The sequence below is a fragment of the Streptomyces sp. NPDC093085 genome (assembly GCF_040683935.1).
In the GTDB taxonomy this organism is placed as follows: domain Bacteria; phylum Actinomycetota; class Actinomycetes; order Streptomycetales; family Streptomycetaceae; genus Streptomyces.
Map to the genome: position 1 here is coordinate 159,923 of NZ_JBFBFB010000008.1, position 13,173 is coordinate 173,095.

Sequence of the window (13,173 nt, forward strand, 5' to 3'; positions counted from 1 at the left end):
GCCCCGCGGGCCCGGCCGATGTCAGGACGGCCGGGCCCGCGGTCTGTTCGGATGAGGGCAGGAGCGGGTGTCAGATCTCGTAGACCGCGCTCAGATCTCGTAGACCGCGCCCGGAACGGCGAGTTCCGCCGGGCCCGGGTAGACCGCGCGGGCGTCCGTCAGATTCCGTTCGCTGTCCGTCCACGGCGGTACGTGGGTGAGGACCAGCCTGCGGGCGCGGGCGCGGGCCGCGTGGTCACCGGCCTCGCGGCCGTTGAGGTGGAGGCCCTCGACGTCCTCCTTGCCGTAGGTGAAGGCCGCCTCGCAGAGGAAGAGGTCGGTCTCCTCCGCCAGCTCGACCAGCGGGTCGCAGACCCCGGTGTCCCCGGAGTAGGTGAGGGAGCGTCCGCCGTGCCCCACGCGGATCGCGAAGGTGTCGACGGGGTGCGCGACTTTCTCCGTACGGACGGAGAAGGGGCCGATGTCGAAGGAGCCCGAGCCCGGTTTGAGCGTGTGGAAGTCGAAGACCTCGCTCATGGACGTGTCGGTCGGGGTGTCCGCGTACGCCGTGGTCAGGCGCTGCTCGGTGCCCTCGGGGCCGAAGACGGGGATCGGGTCGCACCGGCCGCCGTCGAAGCGGTAGTAGCGCGCGACGAAGTAGGCGCACATGTCGATGCAGTGGTCGGCGTGGAGATGGCTGAGGAAGATGGCGTCGAGGTCGTAGAGACCGATGTGGCGCTGCAACTCGCCCAGGGCGCCATTACCCATGTCGAGGAGCAGCCGGAAGCCGTCGGCCTCTACGAGGTAACTGGAGCAGGCCGATCCCGCGGCGGGGAACGAGCCCGAACAGCCGACGACGGTGAGCTTCATGGAGCGGGAACCTCCGTGGCGTGGAAGGCGGGGCGACGGGGGTGTGCGTTTACCGAGCGTAAAGCGCGAAACGGCTGGTCGCTCCTTCACAGTGGTCCGTTGTGGGGGAACTCACCCAGGACGTCACTGGTTCGGATGGTCCGTACGGGTGGGCCTCCGTACCGGTGGGGCCGTTACGCCCCGCCACACTCCGTCGCGCTCCGCCGCTCGCTCCCCCGTTCCCCGCTCTCCCCGTTCCCCGCTCTCCCCGTCGCCCGGCTTCCCGGCCGGCCGGTCCGTACTTCCGGCGCGCCCGTGCTACGGCGCGCCCCTGCTTCCTTCCGGCGCGCCCGTTCCTCCGGCGCGCCGTCAGGCCCAGAGCTGGCCGTGCAGCGCCTCGATCGCCTCTTCGGTGGTCGCGGCGGTGTAGACGCCGGTCGAGAGGTACTTCCAGCCCCCGTCCGCCACCACGAAGACGATGTCGGCGCTCTCCCCCGCCTTGACCGCCTTGCGGCCCACCCCGATCGCCGCGTGCAGCGCGGCGCCGGTGGAGACACCCGCGAAGATGCCTTCCCGCTGGAGGAGTTCGCGGGTCCGGGCGACCGCGTCCGCCGAGCCGACGGAGTAGCGGGTGGTGAGGACCGAGGCGTCGTACAGCTCGGGGACGAAGCCCTCGTCGAGGTTGCGCAGCCCGTAGACCAGGTCGTCGTAGCGGGGCTCGGCGGCGACGATCTGGACGCCTTCGACATGCTCGCGCAGATACCGGCCGACGCCCATCAGGGTGCCGGTGGTGCCCAGGCCCGCCACGAAGTGGGTGACGGAGGGCAGGTCGGCGAGGATCTCGGGTCCGGTGGTGGCGTAGTGGGCGCCCGCGTTGTCGGGGTTCCCGTACTGGTAGAGCATCACCCAGGAGGGGTTCTCCTCGGCGAGCTCCTTCGCCACCCGTACGGCGGTGTTGGAGCCGCCGGCGGCGGGGGACGGCACGATCTCCGCCCCCCACATGGCGAGCAGCTCGCGCCGCTCCCGCGAGGTGTTCTCCGGCATGACGCAGACGATCCGGTACCCCTTGAGGCGGGCCGCCATGGCGAGCGAGATACCGGTGTTGCCGCTGGTGGGCTCCAGGATGGTGCACCCCGGGGTGAGCCGGCCGTCCTTCTCGGCCTGTTCGATCATGTGGAGCGCGGGCCGGTCCTTGACGGAGCCCGTGGGGTTGCGGTCCTCCAGCTTCGCCCAGATCCGGACGTCGTCCGACGGGGAGAGCCGGACGAGCCGGACCAGCGGGGTGTTGCCGACCGCCGCCAGCGGGGAGTCGTACCGCATCAGACCGCGCGCATCTCGTCGGGCACACCGGAGAGCGGGAGCGCGCCGCCGGCCACGGCCGGGAGGATGGTGACGCTGTCGCCGTCGGCGAGCTTGGTGGCGATGCCGTCCAGGAAACGGACGTCCTCGTCGTTGAGGTAGACGTTGACGAAGCGGCGGAGCTGGTTGTCCTTGGCCGGGTCGATCAGCCGTTCCCGGATGCCGGCATGCCGGGTGTCCAGGTCGGCGAAGAGCTCGGAGAGCGTGTCGCCGGTCCCCTCGACCGCCTTGGCTCCGTCGGTGTAGGTGCGGAGGATGGTCGGGATGCGGACCTCGATGGCCATGACATGGGCTCCTGTCGGGAGACTGCGTGACGGGCGCGCGGCTCGGGCCCCCGCGCGAGGGGGTGGTGCGGTGTCTGCGGTGAGGTGCTGACGTGCGGTACGGCGTACGGAACCGGACGGAAGGGAACCGGACGGAACGGTACGACGGTACGGGTCCGGCGTGCGGGCACGGGGCTCCGCCCGCCGGGCGGGCAGTCGCTCAGCCGGCGGTGCGGCCGGGACAGATGGCACTCGCGAGGCGGCACAGATCGACGTGCAGCCGCGCCACGAGCAGCGGGGTGCTCGGCGTCTTGTCGCTCACATCGAGGAAAACCATGCGCTCATCGTATCGATTCCCGTTCAGCGGCTGGAGATGTGTTCCCACTGGGCGGACGGTCGCGGTCCATCAGGTGGGACGTCACACGATGTCGACGGGCTCTTCCGTCACTTTTCCGTCCACGATGCGGAACGAACGGAACTGGAAGGGGCCCGCGCCGTCGGTGTCGGCGGTGGAGACGAGGACGTAGTGGGCGCCGGGTTCGTTGGCGTAGGTGATGTCCGTACGGGAGGGGTACGCCTCGGTCGCGGTGTGGGAGTGGTAGATGATCACCGGCTCCTCGTCCCGGTCGTCCAGCTCCCGGTAGAGCTTGAGCAGGTCCGCCGAGTCGAACTCGTAGAAGGTGGGCGAGCGGGCGGCGTTCAGCATCGGGATGAACCGCTCGGGCCTGCCGCTCCCCTCGGGGCCCGCGACGACACCGCATGCCTCGTCGGGGTGGTCGGCGCGCGCGTGCGCCACGATCTGGTCGTGCAGGGCCTGGGTGATGGTCAGCATGAAGAAAATATAGAGGGACCGCCTGCGCGGCGAAGGGCCGCGCCCCCTGGGGAGCTTCCCGAGGGGCGCGGCCCGATGCGCCGGTACAGCGGTGCGACGGTCGAGCGGTGTGGCGGAAAAACGGTGTCGTGGGAAAGCGGTGTCGCGGGGAAGCGGTGTCGCGGGACAGCGGTCAGTCGGCGGCCGGGGCGTAGGCCGGCTGTCCGGGGTCGCCGGTGTTCTTCGCCGCGCGGCCCTTGAGGAGCTGCCAGCCGATCGCGAGGCAGACGGCCCAGACGACGCCCACGTAGAGACAGATGCGGGCCTCGCTGTCGTACGCGATGAGACCGGTGACGCCGAGCAGGAAGGCGGCGGCCCAGCGGCTGCCGTGGATACCGGCCGGGGCCGGGAAGGGGGAGGCCGGGAGGCGGCCCGCCTCGACGGCCTTGCGGTACCGCATATGGCTGATGAGGATCATCATCCAGGTCCAGATGCCGGCGGCGGTGGCGACCGAGGTCACATAGCCGAACGCCTTCTCCGGGACGATGTAGTTGAGGATCACGCCGACGCCCATGAGGACGACGGAGACGGTGATGCCGACGGCCGGGGTCTTCCGGGCGTTGAGCCTGCCGAGCGCGCCCGGGGCCTCGCCGTTGGCCGCGAGGTCGCGGAGCATCCGGCCGGTGGAGTACATGCCGGAGTTGCAGGAGGAGAGCGCGGCGGTGAGGACGACGAAGTTGACGATGCCCGCGGCGAGCGGGATGCCCATCTTCTCGAAGGCGTACACGAAGGGGCTCGTACCGGCCTGGAACTCGGTCCACTTGACCACCGAGAGGATCACCAGGAGCGCGCCGACATAGAAGACGATGATGCGCCAGGGCAGCGTGTTGATGGCCTTGGGCAGGGTCTTCTCGGGGTTCTCGGACTCGCCCGCCGTGACGCCGACCAGCTCGACGGCGAGGTACGCGAACATCACGCCCTGGAGGGTCATCAGGCTGGAGCCGATGCCGTTGGGGAAGATCCCGTGGTGGTCCCAGAGGTTGGCGACGGCGGCGGTGTCCCCGGCGTCGGAGAAGCCGAGGGTGAGGACGCCCAGACCGATGACGATCATGCCGATGATGGCGGTGACCTTGACCATCGAGAACCAGAACTCGACCTCGCCGAAGATCTTGACGGAGATCAGGTTCACTCCGAAGAGGACCACGAGGAAGACCAGCGCGCTGACCCACTGGGGGATCTGCGGGAACCAGAAGTGGATGTAGATGGCGGCGGCGGTCAGCTCCGCCATGCCGGTGACCACCCACATCAGCCAGTACGTCCAGCCGGTGGCGAAGCCGAAGAAGGGGCCGAGGAACTCGCGGGCGTACTCGGCGAAGGAGCCGGAGACGGGCCGGTAGAGGAGGAGTTCGCCCAGCGCCCGCATGATGAAGAAGATCACCACGCCGGCGAGCGCGTACATGAGGATGATGCTGGGGCCCGCCTTGGCGATGTTCGCCCCGGCGCCCATGAAGAGGCCCACACCGATGGCGCCGCCGATGGCGATCATCTGGACCTGGCGGCTGCCGAGCCCCCGCTCGTACCCCTCTTCGCCCACGCCGCGCCCGGCGGGACCTCCGGACGGCCTGCCGCCGTCCTGCTCCTGGTCGACCTGCGCAGAGGTCATGGTCGTGCGCCTTTCTCCATTGCGGATCCGTGGACCGCCTCGGCCACGGAGCCGTCGTCGATCCCCCCGGATACAGATGGAGTGCCACCGGCGGTCGGCCGGTCGAAACACCCCCGGGGACAGGGGTGGCGTCCCCGGGGGGTCCGGCAGATCTATCACGGGACGGCGGACGACGGACGCCCGCGACTGTGGCACAGCAGACAGAAAAAAGCGGACGAATCCCACCCCGGACCGCAAAGAACGCGGGATCGGTGATGTGATCGTTACCCCGAATTGAGCGGCATTTGAGCGAACGGGAAGGGGCCGTACGGAGGCACGGAACCCACCGCCCCGGCCGCTCCTGCCCTGGTCACCCCGTCACGCGTACGAGGTCCCCGTCACGGGAGCACCGTCTCCACCAGGGACTCCTGGAGCGCGCCCAGCCACAGGTAGGCCATCACCATCGGCTTGCGCGGGTCGGAGTCGGGGAGCCGGTACAGCTCGCCGCCCTCGTCCTCGTCGGTGACCTCAAGGCGGGTCCCGATCGTGAGCCGCAGGTCGTTGAGGGCGCCGAGCCAGTGCAGGCAGTCGTCCGGCGTCAGCTTCAGTACGGCGCCGCCCTCACCCGTGGCGGTGACGCCGTCCAGGGTGCGCACCAGCGCCAGGCCGTCCTCGCGCTTCCGGCCGCGCAGGTCGTTCTCGGTGAAGCGGCGGAACTCGGCGGAGTACTCCTTGAGCTCCTCGTCCTCCTCCCCGGAGCCGGGCCCCTCCGGGTCCCCGTACGCGTCCGGGAAGAGCCGGGCCAGCGCCGGGTCGGCGGGCGGCTCGCTGGGTCCCGGGGTGAAGAGCGCGGCGAGCGGGTCCTCGCCCTGGGCGGGCTCGTCGCCGGGGCCGATCAGCTCCAGGAGCTGGACGACCAGGGAGCGGAGGATGGAGATCTCGACCTCGTCGAGCGCGACGGCCGCGCCGCCGCCCGGGATCGCCTCGAAGCGCCCGGCCATCAGGTGCGGTCCTGCGAGAGGGTCGCCCAGAGCCCGAATCCGTGCATCGCCTGCACGTCGCGCTCCATCTCCTCGCGGCTGCCGCTGGAGACGACCGCGCGGCCCTTGTGGTGGACGTCGAGCATCAGTTTGTGCGCCTTGTCCTTCGAATAGCCGAAATAGGTCTGGAAGACGTAGGCCACGTAACTCATGAGGTTGACCGGATCGTTGTGGACGATCGTCACCCACGGCACGTCCGGCTCGGGGACCGCGAAGGTCTCCTCGGCCGATTCGGGACGTTCGATCTCAGTCGGCGCAACACTCACGGTTCGGAACGACCTTCTTCTCTGCGAGTTTCTGTGCGTCCCATGCTGCCACCACGTGACCGGTGTCGCACAAACGGCCACCAGAGAAATCGTCAGAGTGACGACTATTCGGGGTAGCATCGTCGTATGAACACTGCGGACCTTGCGCACACGGCAGGGCTTGGACTGCCGGTCGACATCCCGTCGACCGCGCTCTTCACCGATCAGTACGAGCTGACGATGCTGGAGGCGTCCCTGCGCGGGGGTACGGCCGACCGGCGCTCCGTCTTCGAGGTCTTCACCCGGCGCCTCCCCGAGGGCCGCAGGTACGGGGTGGTGGCCGGCACCGGGCGGGTCCTGGACGCCGTCGAGAACTTCCGCTTCGACCCCGCCCTGATCGGCTTCCTGCGCGAGAACGAGGTGGTCGACGAGGCGACCCTGGAGTGGCTCGCCGCGTACCGCTTCCGCGGTGACATCTGGGGGTACCCGGAGGGCGAGGTCTACTTCCCCGGCTCCCCGGTCCTCCGGGTCGAGGGCTCCTTCGCCGAGTGCGTGCTGCTGGAGACCGTGCTCCTCTCGATCCTCAACCACGACTCGGCGATCGCCGCCGCGGCCTCCCGGATGGCGAACGCGGCGGGCGGGCGCCGGCTGATCGAGATGGGCGCGCGCCGTACCCACGAGCTGGCCGCGGTGGCCGCGGCGCGCGCCGCGTACGTGGGCGGCTTCGACGCCACCTCCGACCTGGCCGCCGGGTTCCGGTACTCCATCCCGACCGTCGGGACGAGCGCGCACGCCTTCACGCTGCTGCACGACACCGAGCGGGACGCGTTCCGCGCCCAGGTCGACTCGCTCGGCCGGGGGACCACGCTGCTGGTCGACACGTACGACGTGGCGGAGGCGGTACGGACCGCCGTGGAGATCGCCGGGCCCGAGCTGGGCGCCGTCCGGATCGACTCGGGCGACCTGCTGCTGGTCGCGCACCGGGTCCGTACCCAGCTCGACGAGCTGGGCGCGGTGAACACCCGGATCGTGGTCACCTCGGACCTGGACGAGTACGCGATCGCCTCGCTGGCGGCGGCGCCCGTGGACGCGTACGGCGTCGGCACCCAGCTCGTCACGGGCAGCGGCCACCCGACCTGCTCCATGGTCTACAAGCTGGTGGCCCGCGCCGCATCCGCCGATCCGAAGGCCCCGCTGGTGCCGGTCGCGAAGCGGTCGACGGGCGGGAAGACCTCGGTGGGCGGGCGGAAGTGGGCGGCGCGCCGGACGGACGCGGACGGGGTCGCCGAGGCCGAGTTGCTCGGCACCGGACCGGTCCCGGCGGAGCTGCTGGACCGGCAGCTCCTGGTGGAGCTGGTCAAGGGCGGCGAGACCGTGGCGCGCGAGCCGCTGGACCGGGCGCGCGAGCGGCACACGGCGGCGCGGGCCGCGCTGCCGATGTCGGCGACGCAGCTCTCCCGGGGGGAACCGGTCATTCCGACCGAGTACGTGTGAGGCCGGGGGCGCCGGGGAGCGCCGGGCGCGTGTCCCCCGAGCGCCCCGGGGAGCGGCCCCGGGAGGGACGATGGAAGGGGACGCGCGGGCGGGTGAGCCGGGCGGGGCGCCGTACGCGCCGTGCGGGTGCGGTCGTACGCCCCTCGGCACGACCCCGGTACGACCCCTCCCGTACGGCCCCGGGAGTCTCTACGCTCACATTCCAGCCGCCCTCCCCCGGTCGCACGCCCCGTTCGGTATCCCCGCACCGCCTGATCCCCGTACCGCCTCCTGTCCGCTCCCCACTGAAGGACCCCCCTCATGCACCGCGCACTGATCGTCGTCGACGTACAGAACGACTTCTGCGAGGGCGGCAGCCTCGCCGTGGCCGGGGGCGCCGATGTCGCCGCCGCCATCACCGAACTGATAGCCCAGGCGACCCCTGGTTACCGCCATGTGGTCGCCACCCGTGACTGCCATGTCGATCCGGGTGACCACTTCGCGGTGGCCCCGGACGTCCCGGACTATGTGGACTCCTGGCCGCCGCACTGTGTGGCCGGTACGGAGGGGGTGGGCTTCCACCCGAACTTCGCCCCGGCGGTCGCCTCCGGCGCGATCGCCGCGGTCTTCGACAAGGGCGCCTACTCGGCCGCGTACAGCGGTTTCGAGGGCGCCGACGAGAACGGTGTCCGGCCGGTGGAGTGGTTCCGGGCGCGCGGGGTCACCGAGGTCGACGTGGTCGGCATCGCGACGGACCACTGCGTACGGGCCACGGCGCTGGACGCGGTACGGGCCGGGTTCACCACCCGGGTCCTGCTGGACCTGACGGCCGGGGTGGCCGCGGGGACCACCGAGCGGGCCCTGGCGGAGCTGCGGGAGGCGGGGGTGGAGCTGACCGGGCGGGCGGTCGTCGAGCCCGTCTGAGCGCCCGCCCAGCGCCCTTCGGCGCCCTCTCAGTGCCCCATCGCGGCCGGTCTGAGCAGCGCCCGGATCGGCCGCCAGAACTGGTCGTCCGGGGCCCCCGACCCCGGCGAGGAGGCCGCCGCCGTGCGCCAGAGCAGGCCCTCCGGGTGGTGGAGTACGGCGGTGATCTCGTCCGGGGTCGGCGGCTCCGCGTTGCCCCGCAGGTAGACCGCGCGCAGCCCGAGGTTCCGCAGCCTGGTCAGGGCGCGGGGCCGGTTCGCGGCGTGCACCAGGACGCGCACGGTGCCGCCCTCGGCGGCCGGGCTGGGCAGGGCCAGCGCGACCACCACGGTGCCGTTCGGGAGCTTGCTGAAGCCGCCACTCGCCATGTCTTCCTCTCCCCCGCCTTCTCCCCCGTCGGACGTCGGTGTCAATAAGAGAACTGTAGGACGCACCTAAACACGAACGGCCGCCGCCCGCCAGGGGGCAACGGCCGATCATGGGTCTGACCTGGTGTTACTTAGGGTTACTTACTGGATTTACCCACCTTGACCGTGATCGTCCGGCCATCGCGCGGCTGGTCCACGATGGTGATCCTGGTGTTGGTGTCAGTGACCTTGACGCTTCCGCCCTTGTTCTCCTCGCTCCAGTACGAGCCCGTACGGTCGTCGAAGTACGGCACCCCGGGACGCGCCGCGATCCGGGTCGGGGCGTCCGCCTTGTGGAGGGTGAGCGGGGTCGTCGGGTAGCGGCTGAAGGTCGAGTCGAAGGACTGGATCCGGTTCCGCATCAGCGTGCCGTCCGACCACCGCAGCGGCTGCGGGTGGGCGTCGACCGGCAGGACCCGGCCCTCGCCCGGGTGGGCGCTGGTGTTGTTGTCCTTCTGGGAGGTGTCCCAGAGCCAGACCAACAGGCCGGTCTGGTACGGGTAGTGCTCGACCCGGGCGTCCAGCGGCGCCGTGAAGCCGAAGTTGTACGGGCCGACCTTGAGGGTCTGGTCGTACGAGACGTACTGGCGGTTCTCGGCGATGTAGTACTGCGGGTAGTCCTGGGTGAAGGACTCGCCGATGCGCGAGAAGCCGTTCGCGCTCCAGCCGGCGTCGTCGCCCTCGGCGTTGTCGGTGAAGACCGGGGCGCCGTCGGCGGTGAGGGTGATCTCGTCGGCCGTGAAGCCCTTGCCGCTGACGCCGCCGTCGGTCTGGTAGCGGAAGCGCAGGTCGAACTTCCGGCCCGCGTACGCGTCCAGCGGGAAGACCAGCTTCTTCGCCGTCTCCGAGACGCCGGTCAGCGCCGTGCGTCCGGCGTCGTCGCGCGGCAGGGCCGCGCCGTCCGCCGTGCCGTCCAGCGGGGTCCAGTTGGCGCCGCCGTCCGTGGAGACCTCGGTGTAGAGGAAGTCGTAGTTCTCCTCGATGTCCCACCAGCCGGTGAGGGAGAGCGCGGCGGACGAGGCGCCGGTCAGGTCGACGGAGCGGGTCAGGGTGTTCTTGAGGTCGTCACCCATGTCGCTCCACCACTGCTTCGCGCCCTCGGCCGGCTTGACGATCGTCGTCGTCTTCTCCTTGTCGGGGAGTTCGACGACGAGCGCCTGCGGGTTCGCCGTGTTGTAGGCGGAGACGCCGAGCTTGTGGGTGGAGGCGGTGGCGGCCTTGGCCTGGTCGTAGTCGAGCCAGCCGAGCTGGAGCTTGTCCCAGGCGGTCATGTCGCCCGGGAGGTCGCCGATCTGGTCCTTGCCGGTGCCCAGCCAGGAACCGGAGGACATCAGCGTCCAGAAGCCGGTGGAGTTCTCGCCGCCCTGGGTGTCGTAGTGGTCGGGCAGGCCCAGGTCGTGGCCGTACTCGTGGGCGAAGACCCCGAGTCCGCCGTTCTCCGGCTGCATCGTGTAGTCGCCGACCCAGATGCCGGTGTCGCCGATGGGCGCGCCGCCCGCCTTGTTGTACGCGGGGCCCGTGGAGCCCGCCTGGGTGCCGTACGCGTACCAGCGGTGGGCCCAGAGGGCGTCGGTGCCCTGGACGCCGCCGCCGGCGGACTCGTCCTCACCGGCGTGGACGATCTGGAAGTGGTCGATGTAGCCGTCGGGCTCGTTGAAGTCGCCGTCGTTGTCGTAGTCGTACCGGTCCCACTGGTCGTACTGGGAGAGGTACTCCTTGATCTCGGCGTCCGTCTTGCCCTGGGCCTTCTGGTCGGCGGTCCAGGACGCGAGGGCGTCGCGGACCAGGTCCCAGACGTTGGCGCAGTTGGAGGAGCCGCAGTAGTTGGAGCCGTAACGGGCCTCGTTCCACTTGACCTTGACCCAGTCGGAGACCTCGCCGTCGACCGAGTAGCGGCCGGACGAGGTCTTCTCGTAGTAGGTCTTCAGGGACTGCTTCGGCTGCCCCTTGGCGTCGTTGCCGGTGCCGAAGTAGAGGTCCTGGAAGTGCTGCTGGCTGTAGTCGGCCTGCCAGGCGGTGGAGTTGTCGACCTTCCGGTCCGGCTCGGCTATCTCGTTGTGCGCGGGGCCGGGGTCGCCGCCGTACTTGACGACGGGCGGCAGCGGTCCGTCGGGGCCGTCCGGGTCGTACATGGTGGTGTTGTCGACCTCGTCGCCGAACTCCACCAGGATCGTGAAGATCTTGTCGGTCTTCTCCCGGGCCAGCTCCACGTACTTGCCGCTGTCGAGCTTGACGACCTGGGAGCCGCCGCGCTTCTCCTTCTTGGCCTTGCCGGACAGGACCTGGCGGAGCGCGGCGTCGCGCTGCTTCGTCTGCTGGTCGCTGAACGGGCCGTCCAGGTCGTGCTCCACGTGGCCGGCGCCCGGCGCCGGGTCGTGGCGGTCGGCCGAGGAAGCGGCGGACGCGTTGGAGGCGGTGGAGGCGGGGTTGTCCTGGGCCTGTGCCGTGGTGAAGGCTGAGGCCGTCGCGGCGGTGGCGGCGAGCGCCACGATCACCGCCGACACTCTTCTCGCCCGTGGGTTTCTGATCACTTGGTCTGTGTTCCTCCCCGGCGCAGCGGTCCGCGGACCGGAAGTGGAGGATCCGCGCGCGACTGCGCGTCATAAGTGACGACATTGGACCGGAGTTGCCGGAGAAAAGACAGACCTTGACTTGAACCCGTCAATTGCACTATGCGATTGTCCGGATCCGGTATGCGGACAGTGAGGGCAAACCGGCCAACGGGCGCATATTTTCGGCCGGTTGATGCGGGGGCGTGATGCGGTGCGCCCCCTGTGCACCGGGGGTGGAGGCCGGGTCGGGCTTAGTCCCCGTTCCCCTCGGGGTATCCACGCCCTTAGAGTCGCTAGCGAGTGCGACCGCCTTGCGACGTCCTGACACCACTTGTCCAGTGCACGGAGTGATACGAGACCCCGCGAGACGCAACAAAACATCCCCAGAGACAAAGAATCCCCAATACCCCACAGCACACACCCCCGAGGGACGGATTCCGCCATGCCGCGTCCGACTGCCGCACAGCTCGCCTACGGCTCCGCCACCATCGTCTGTTCCACCCTCGTCATGCTGCTGCTCTCCGGTACGAGCACGGGCATCGGCGTGGCGGTGATCGGTGTCGCCGCGCTCGGTCTGGGGCTGCTCGTCGCCATGACCGCGCCGCTGCCCCGCAAGGCCCGTGCCGCCCGCTCCGCCACCCCGCACCGCAGGCCCGCCGCCGAGACCACCGCGGCGCGCGCCACGGCGCCGGGGCAGCGCACGCAGGGGGCGGGCGGGAGCGCCGTCAACGCGGAAGCCCACCGCTGACGCCCGCCGGCCGGCGGGCGGCGGTCCGCCGCCGGACCGCCGCCGCCTACTGAGGCGCTGTCACCACGACGGTCCTGGCCGCCTTGTCGTGCAGGCCCTGCCGGTACGGCCGGCTGGCCAGGATCGTGATGATGATGATCAGCCACCAGAGGAAGAGGCAGCAGACCAGCGCGGGCACCCAGAGCACCAGCGCGCGCACCAGGGCCGCGTTGGGCGAGGGCACGGCGCCGTCGTTGAGCATCGCCACCCGCAGCCGGAGCCAGCGCTTGCCGAGGGTCTGCCCGTACTTCCGGGTCATCAGGGTGTCGTAGCCGACGTACGCGATGATCGAGATCAGCGACCAGAGCCACTGGGTACCGGTGTTGACCTGGTTGGTGACCTCGTTCCAGTTCCCGTTGTTCGACGCGTGCCAGCCGCCGGTGAGGAGCGAGATGATCGCCAGCGGGATGAAGATGATCAGCGCGTCGATCACCCGGGCGGCGAGCCGGGTCGCGAACGGGGCGAGCGGCGGCATCCCGGCGAGCGGGTCCGTCCCCCCGTAGGGGTCGCGCCCGCCGCCTCCCCCGCCTCCCCCGTAGGGGTCCTGTCCGTGGGGCGGTGCGCCGAACGCGCCGCCGCCGGGGGCGTCGGGGTCGTATGGCGGCGCCTTGGGCGGCCCGTGCTCCCCGCCGTACGCCCCGTGCGAGGAACCCCCCGAGGAGCCCCAGGAGTCCCCCGAGGAGCCGCCCGAGGACGGGGGCGGCCCCTGGGGCCCGGTGGGTTCCTGGGGCCCCTGGGACCCCTCGGGGTGCTTGAGGAAGGGGTCGGAGGGGTCGTCACCGGGCGGCGGTCCTGACGGCGGCTGGTCGTTGCTCATGGGGGCAGTGCACCCCGGGCGGCGG

The 13,173-nt window shown here is 70.7% G+C and carries 14 protein-coding genes; 3 read left to right on the plus strand and 11 right to left on the minus strand.

Annotation, left to right across the window (positions count from 1 at the left end):
• Positions 1–90 precede the first annotated feature (90 nt).
• The 8 genes from AB0O07_RS22795 to clpS all read right to left on the minus strand — a co-directional run bounded on the left by AB0O07_RS22795 (position 91) and on the right by clpS (position 6,209).
• On the minus strand, positions 91–849 hold the full coding sequence (locus AB0O07_RS22795; RefSeq protein ID WP_365636040.1) for an MBL fold metallo-hydrolase: 759 nt from the start codon (positions 847–849) through the stop codon (positions 91–93).
• Positions 850–1,197: 348 nt separating this feature from the next.
• Positions 1,198–2,148: a cysteine synthase gene (locus AB0O07_RS22800; protein ID WP_365636041.1), complete on the minus strand. Its 951-nt coding sequence runs from the start codon at positions 2,146–2,148 to the stop codon at positions 1,198–1,200.
• Positions 2,148–2,471: a MoaD/ThiS family protein gene (locus tag AB0O07_RS22805; RefSeq protein WP_365636043.1), complete on the minus strand. Its 324-nt coding sequence runs from the start codon at positions 2,469–2,471 to the stop codon at positions 2,148–2,150. Before AB0O07_RS22805 ends, AB0O07_RS22800 begins: the two co-directional genes overlap by 1 nt.
• A 199-nt stretch (positions 2,472–2,670) precedes the next feature.
• Entirely contained in the window at positions 2,671–2,787 is a 117-nt protein-coding gene (locus AB0O07_RS22810) for a putative leader peptide (protein ID WP_365636045.1), read from the minus strand.
• Between the two features lie 81 nt (positions 2,788–2,868).
• Entirely contained in the window at positions 2,869–3,282 is a 414-nt protein-coding gene (locus AB0O07_RS22815) for a M67 family metallopeptidase (protein ID WP_365636047.1), read from the minus strand.
• Positions 3,283–3,454: 172 nt separating this feature from the next.
• A complete protein-coding gene (locus tag AB0O07_RS22820) occupies positions 3,455–4,807 on the minus strand; it encodes an amino acid permease (protein ID WP_365636250.1) in 1,353 nt (450 codons plus the stop codon).
• A 494-nt stretch (positions 4,808–5,301) separates the two neighbouring features.
• Positions 5,302–5,904 carry a DUF2017 domain-containing protein gene (locus AB0O07_RS22825; protein ID WP_365636048.1) on the minus strand — a complete coding sequence of 201 codons (603 nt, stop codon included), beginning with the start codon at positions 5,902–5,904 and terminating at the stop codon, positions 5,302–5,304.
• Positions 5,904–6,209 (minus strand): ATP-dependent Clp protease adapter ClpS, encoded by a 306-nt coding sequence (gene clpS, locus AB0O07_RS22830; protein ID WP_329826863.1) that lies wholly within the window; start codon positions 6,207–6,209, stop codon positions 5,904–5,906. The genes AB0O07_RS22825 and clpS overlap by 1 nt, the downstream gene beginning before the upstream one ends.
• 126 nt (positions 6,210–6,335) lie before the next feature.
• On the opposite strand from clpS, the gene AB0O07_RS22835 reads away from it, so the two are divergent.
• Positions 6,336–7,682 (plus strand): nicotinate phosphoribosyltransferase, encoded by a 1,347-nt coding sequence (locus AB0O07_RS22835; protein ID WP_365636051.1) that lies wholly within the window; start codon positions 6,336–6,338, stop codon positions 7,680–7,682.
• Between the two features lie 300 nt (positions 7,683–7,982).
• On the plus strand, positions 7,983–8,585 hold the full coding sequence (locus AB0O07_RS22840) for an isochorismatase family protein (protein WP_365636052.1): 603 nt from the start codon (positions 7,983–7,985) through the stop codon (positions 8,583–8,585).
• A 29-nt stretch (positions 8,586–8,614) separates the two neighbouring features.
• On the opposite strand, the gene AB0O07_RS22845 is transcribed toward AB0O07_RS22840, so the two are convergent.
• Complete coding sequence (locus tag AB0O07_RS22845) at positions 8,615–8,953, minus strand: hypothetical protein (RefSeq protein ID WP_365636054.1); 339 nt, start codon at positions 8,951–8,953, stop codon at positions 8,615–8,617.
• Positions 8,954–9,090: 137 nt separating this feature from the next.
• Positions 9,091–11,523: an immune inhibitor A domain-containing protein gene (locus tag AB0O07_RS22850; protein ID WP_365636056.1), complete on the minus strand. Its 2,433-nt coding sequence runs from the start codon at positions 11,521–11,523 to the stop codon at positions 9,091–9,093.
• Between the two features lie 463 nt (positions 11,524–11,986).
• Here AB0O07_RS22850 and AB0O07_RS22855 point away from each other — a divergent pair, with 463 nt between their 5' ends.
• Positions 11,987–12,292, plus strand: a complete 306-nt coding sequence (locus AB0O07_RS22855; protein ID WP_365636057.1) for a hypothetical protein — start codon at positions 11,987–11,989, stop codon at positions 12,290–12,292.
• A 46-nt stretch (positions 12,293–12,338) separates the two neighbouring features.
• Here the strand turns inward: AB0O07_RS22855 and AB0O07_RS22860 are convergent, their stop codons facing one another.
• Positions 12,339–13,148, minus strand: coding sequence for an RDD family protein (locus AB0O07_RS22860; protein WP_365636060.1), 810 nt, complete (start codon positions 13,146–13,148; stop codon positions 12,339–12,341).
• Positions 13,149–13,173: the final 25 nt, after the last annotated feature.

Bases quoted from the DNA above. Each gene is read 5' to 3' on its own strand.
- AB0O07_RS22860 (WP_365636060.1), bottom strand. From the start codon at position 13,148: ATGAGCAACGACCAGCCGCCGTCAGGACCGCCGCCCGGTGACGACCCC.
- AB0O07_RS22820 (WP_365636250.1), bottom strand. From the start codon at position 4,807: ATGATCGCCATCGGCGGCGCCATCGGTGTGGGCCTCTTCATGGGCGCC.
- AB0O07_RS22800 (WP_365636041.1), bottom strand. From the start codon at position 2,148: ATGCGGTACGACTCCCCGCTGGCGGCGGTCGGCAACACCCCGCTGGTC.
- AB0O07_RS22840 (WP_365636052.1), top strand. From the start codon at position 7,983: ATGCACCGCGCACTGATCGTCGTCGACGTACAGAACGACTTCTGCGAG.
- AB0O07_RS22795 (WP_365636040.1), bottom strand. From the start codon at position 849: ATGAAGCTCACCGTCGTCGGCTGTTCGGGCTCGTTCCCCGCCGCGGGA.
- AB0O07_RS22835 (WP_365636051.1), top strand. From the start codon at position 6,336: ATGAACACTGCGGACCTTGCGCACACGGCAGGGCTTGGACTGCCGGTC.
- AB0O07_RS22805 (WP_365636043.1), bottom strand. From the start codon at position 2,471: ATGGCCATCGAGGTCCGCATCCCGACCATCCTCCGCACCTACACCGAC.
- AB0O07_RS22855 (WP_365636057.1), top strand. From the start codon at position 11,987: ATGCCGCGTCCGACTGCCGCACAGCTCGCCTACGGCTCCGCCACCATC.
- AB0O07_RS22825 (WP_365636048.1), bottom strand. From the start codon at position 5,904: ATGGCCGGGCGCTTCGAGGCGATCCCGGGCGGCGGCGCGGCCGTCGCG.
- AB0O07_RS22810 (WP_365636045.1), bottom strand. From the start codon at position 2,787: ATGGTTTTCCTCGATGTGAGCGACAAGACGCCGAGCACCCCGCTGCTC.
- AB0O07_RS22845 (WP_365636054.1), bottom strand. From the start codon at position 8,953: ATGGCGAGTGGCGGCTTCAGCAAGCTCCCGAACGGCACCGTGGTGGTC.
- AB0O07_RS22815 (WP_365636047.1), bottom strand. From the start codon at position 3,282: ATGCTGACCATCACCCAGGCCCTGCACGACCAGATCGTGGCGCACGCG.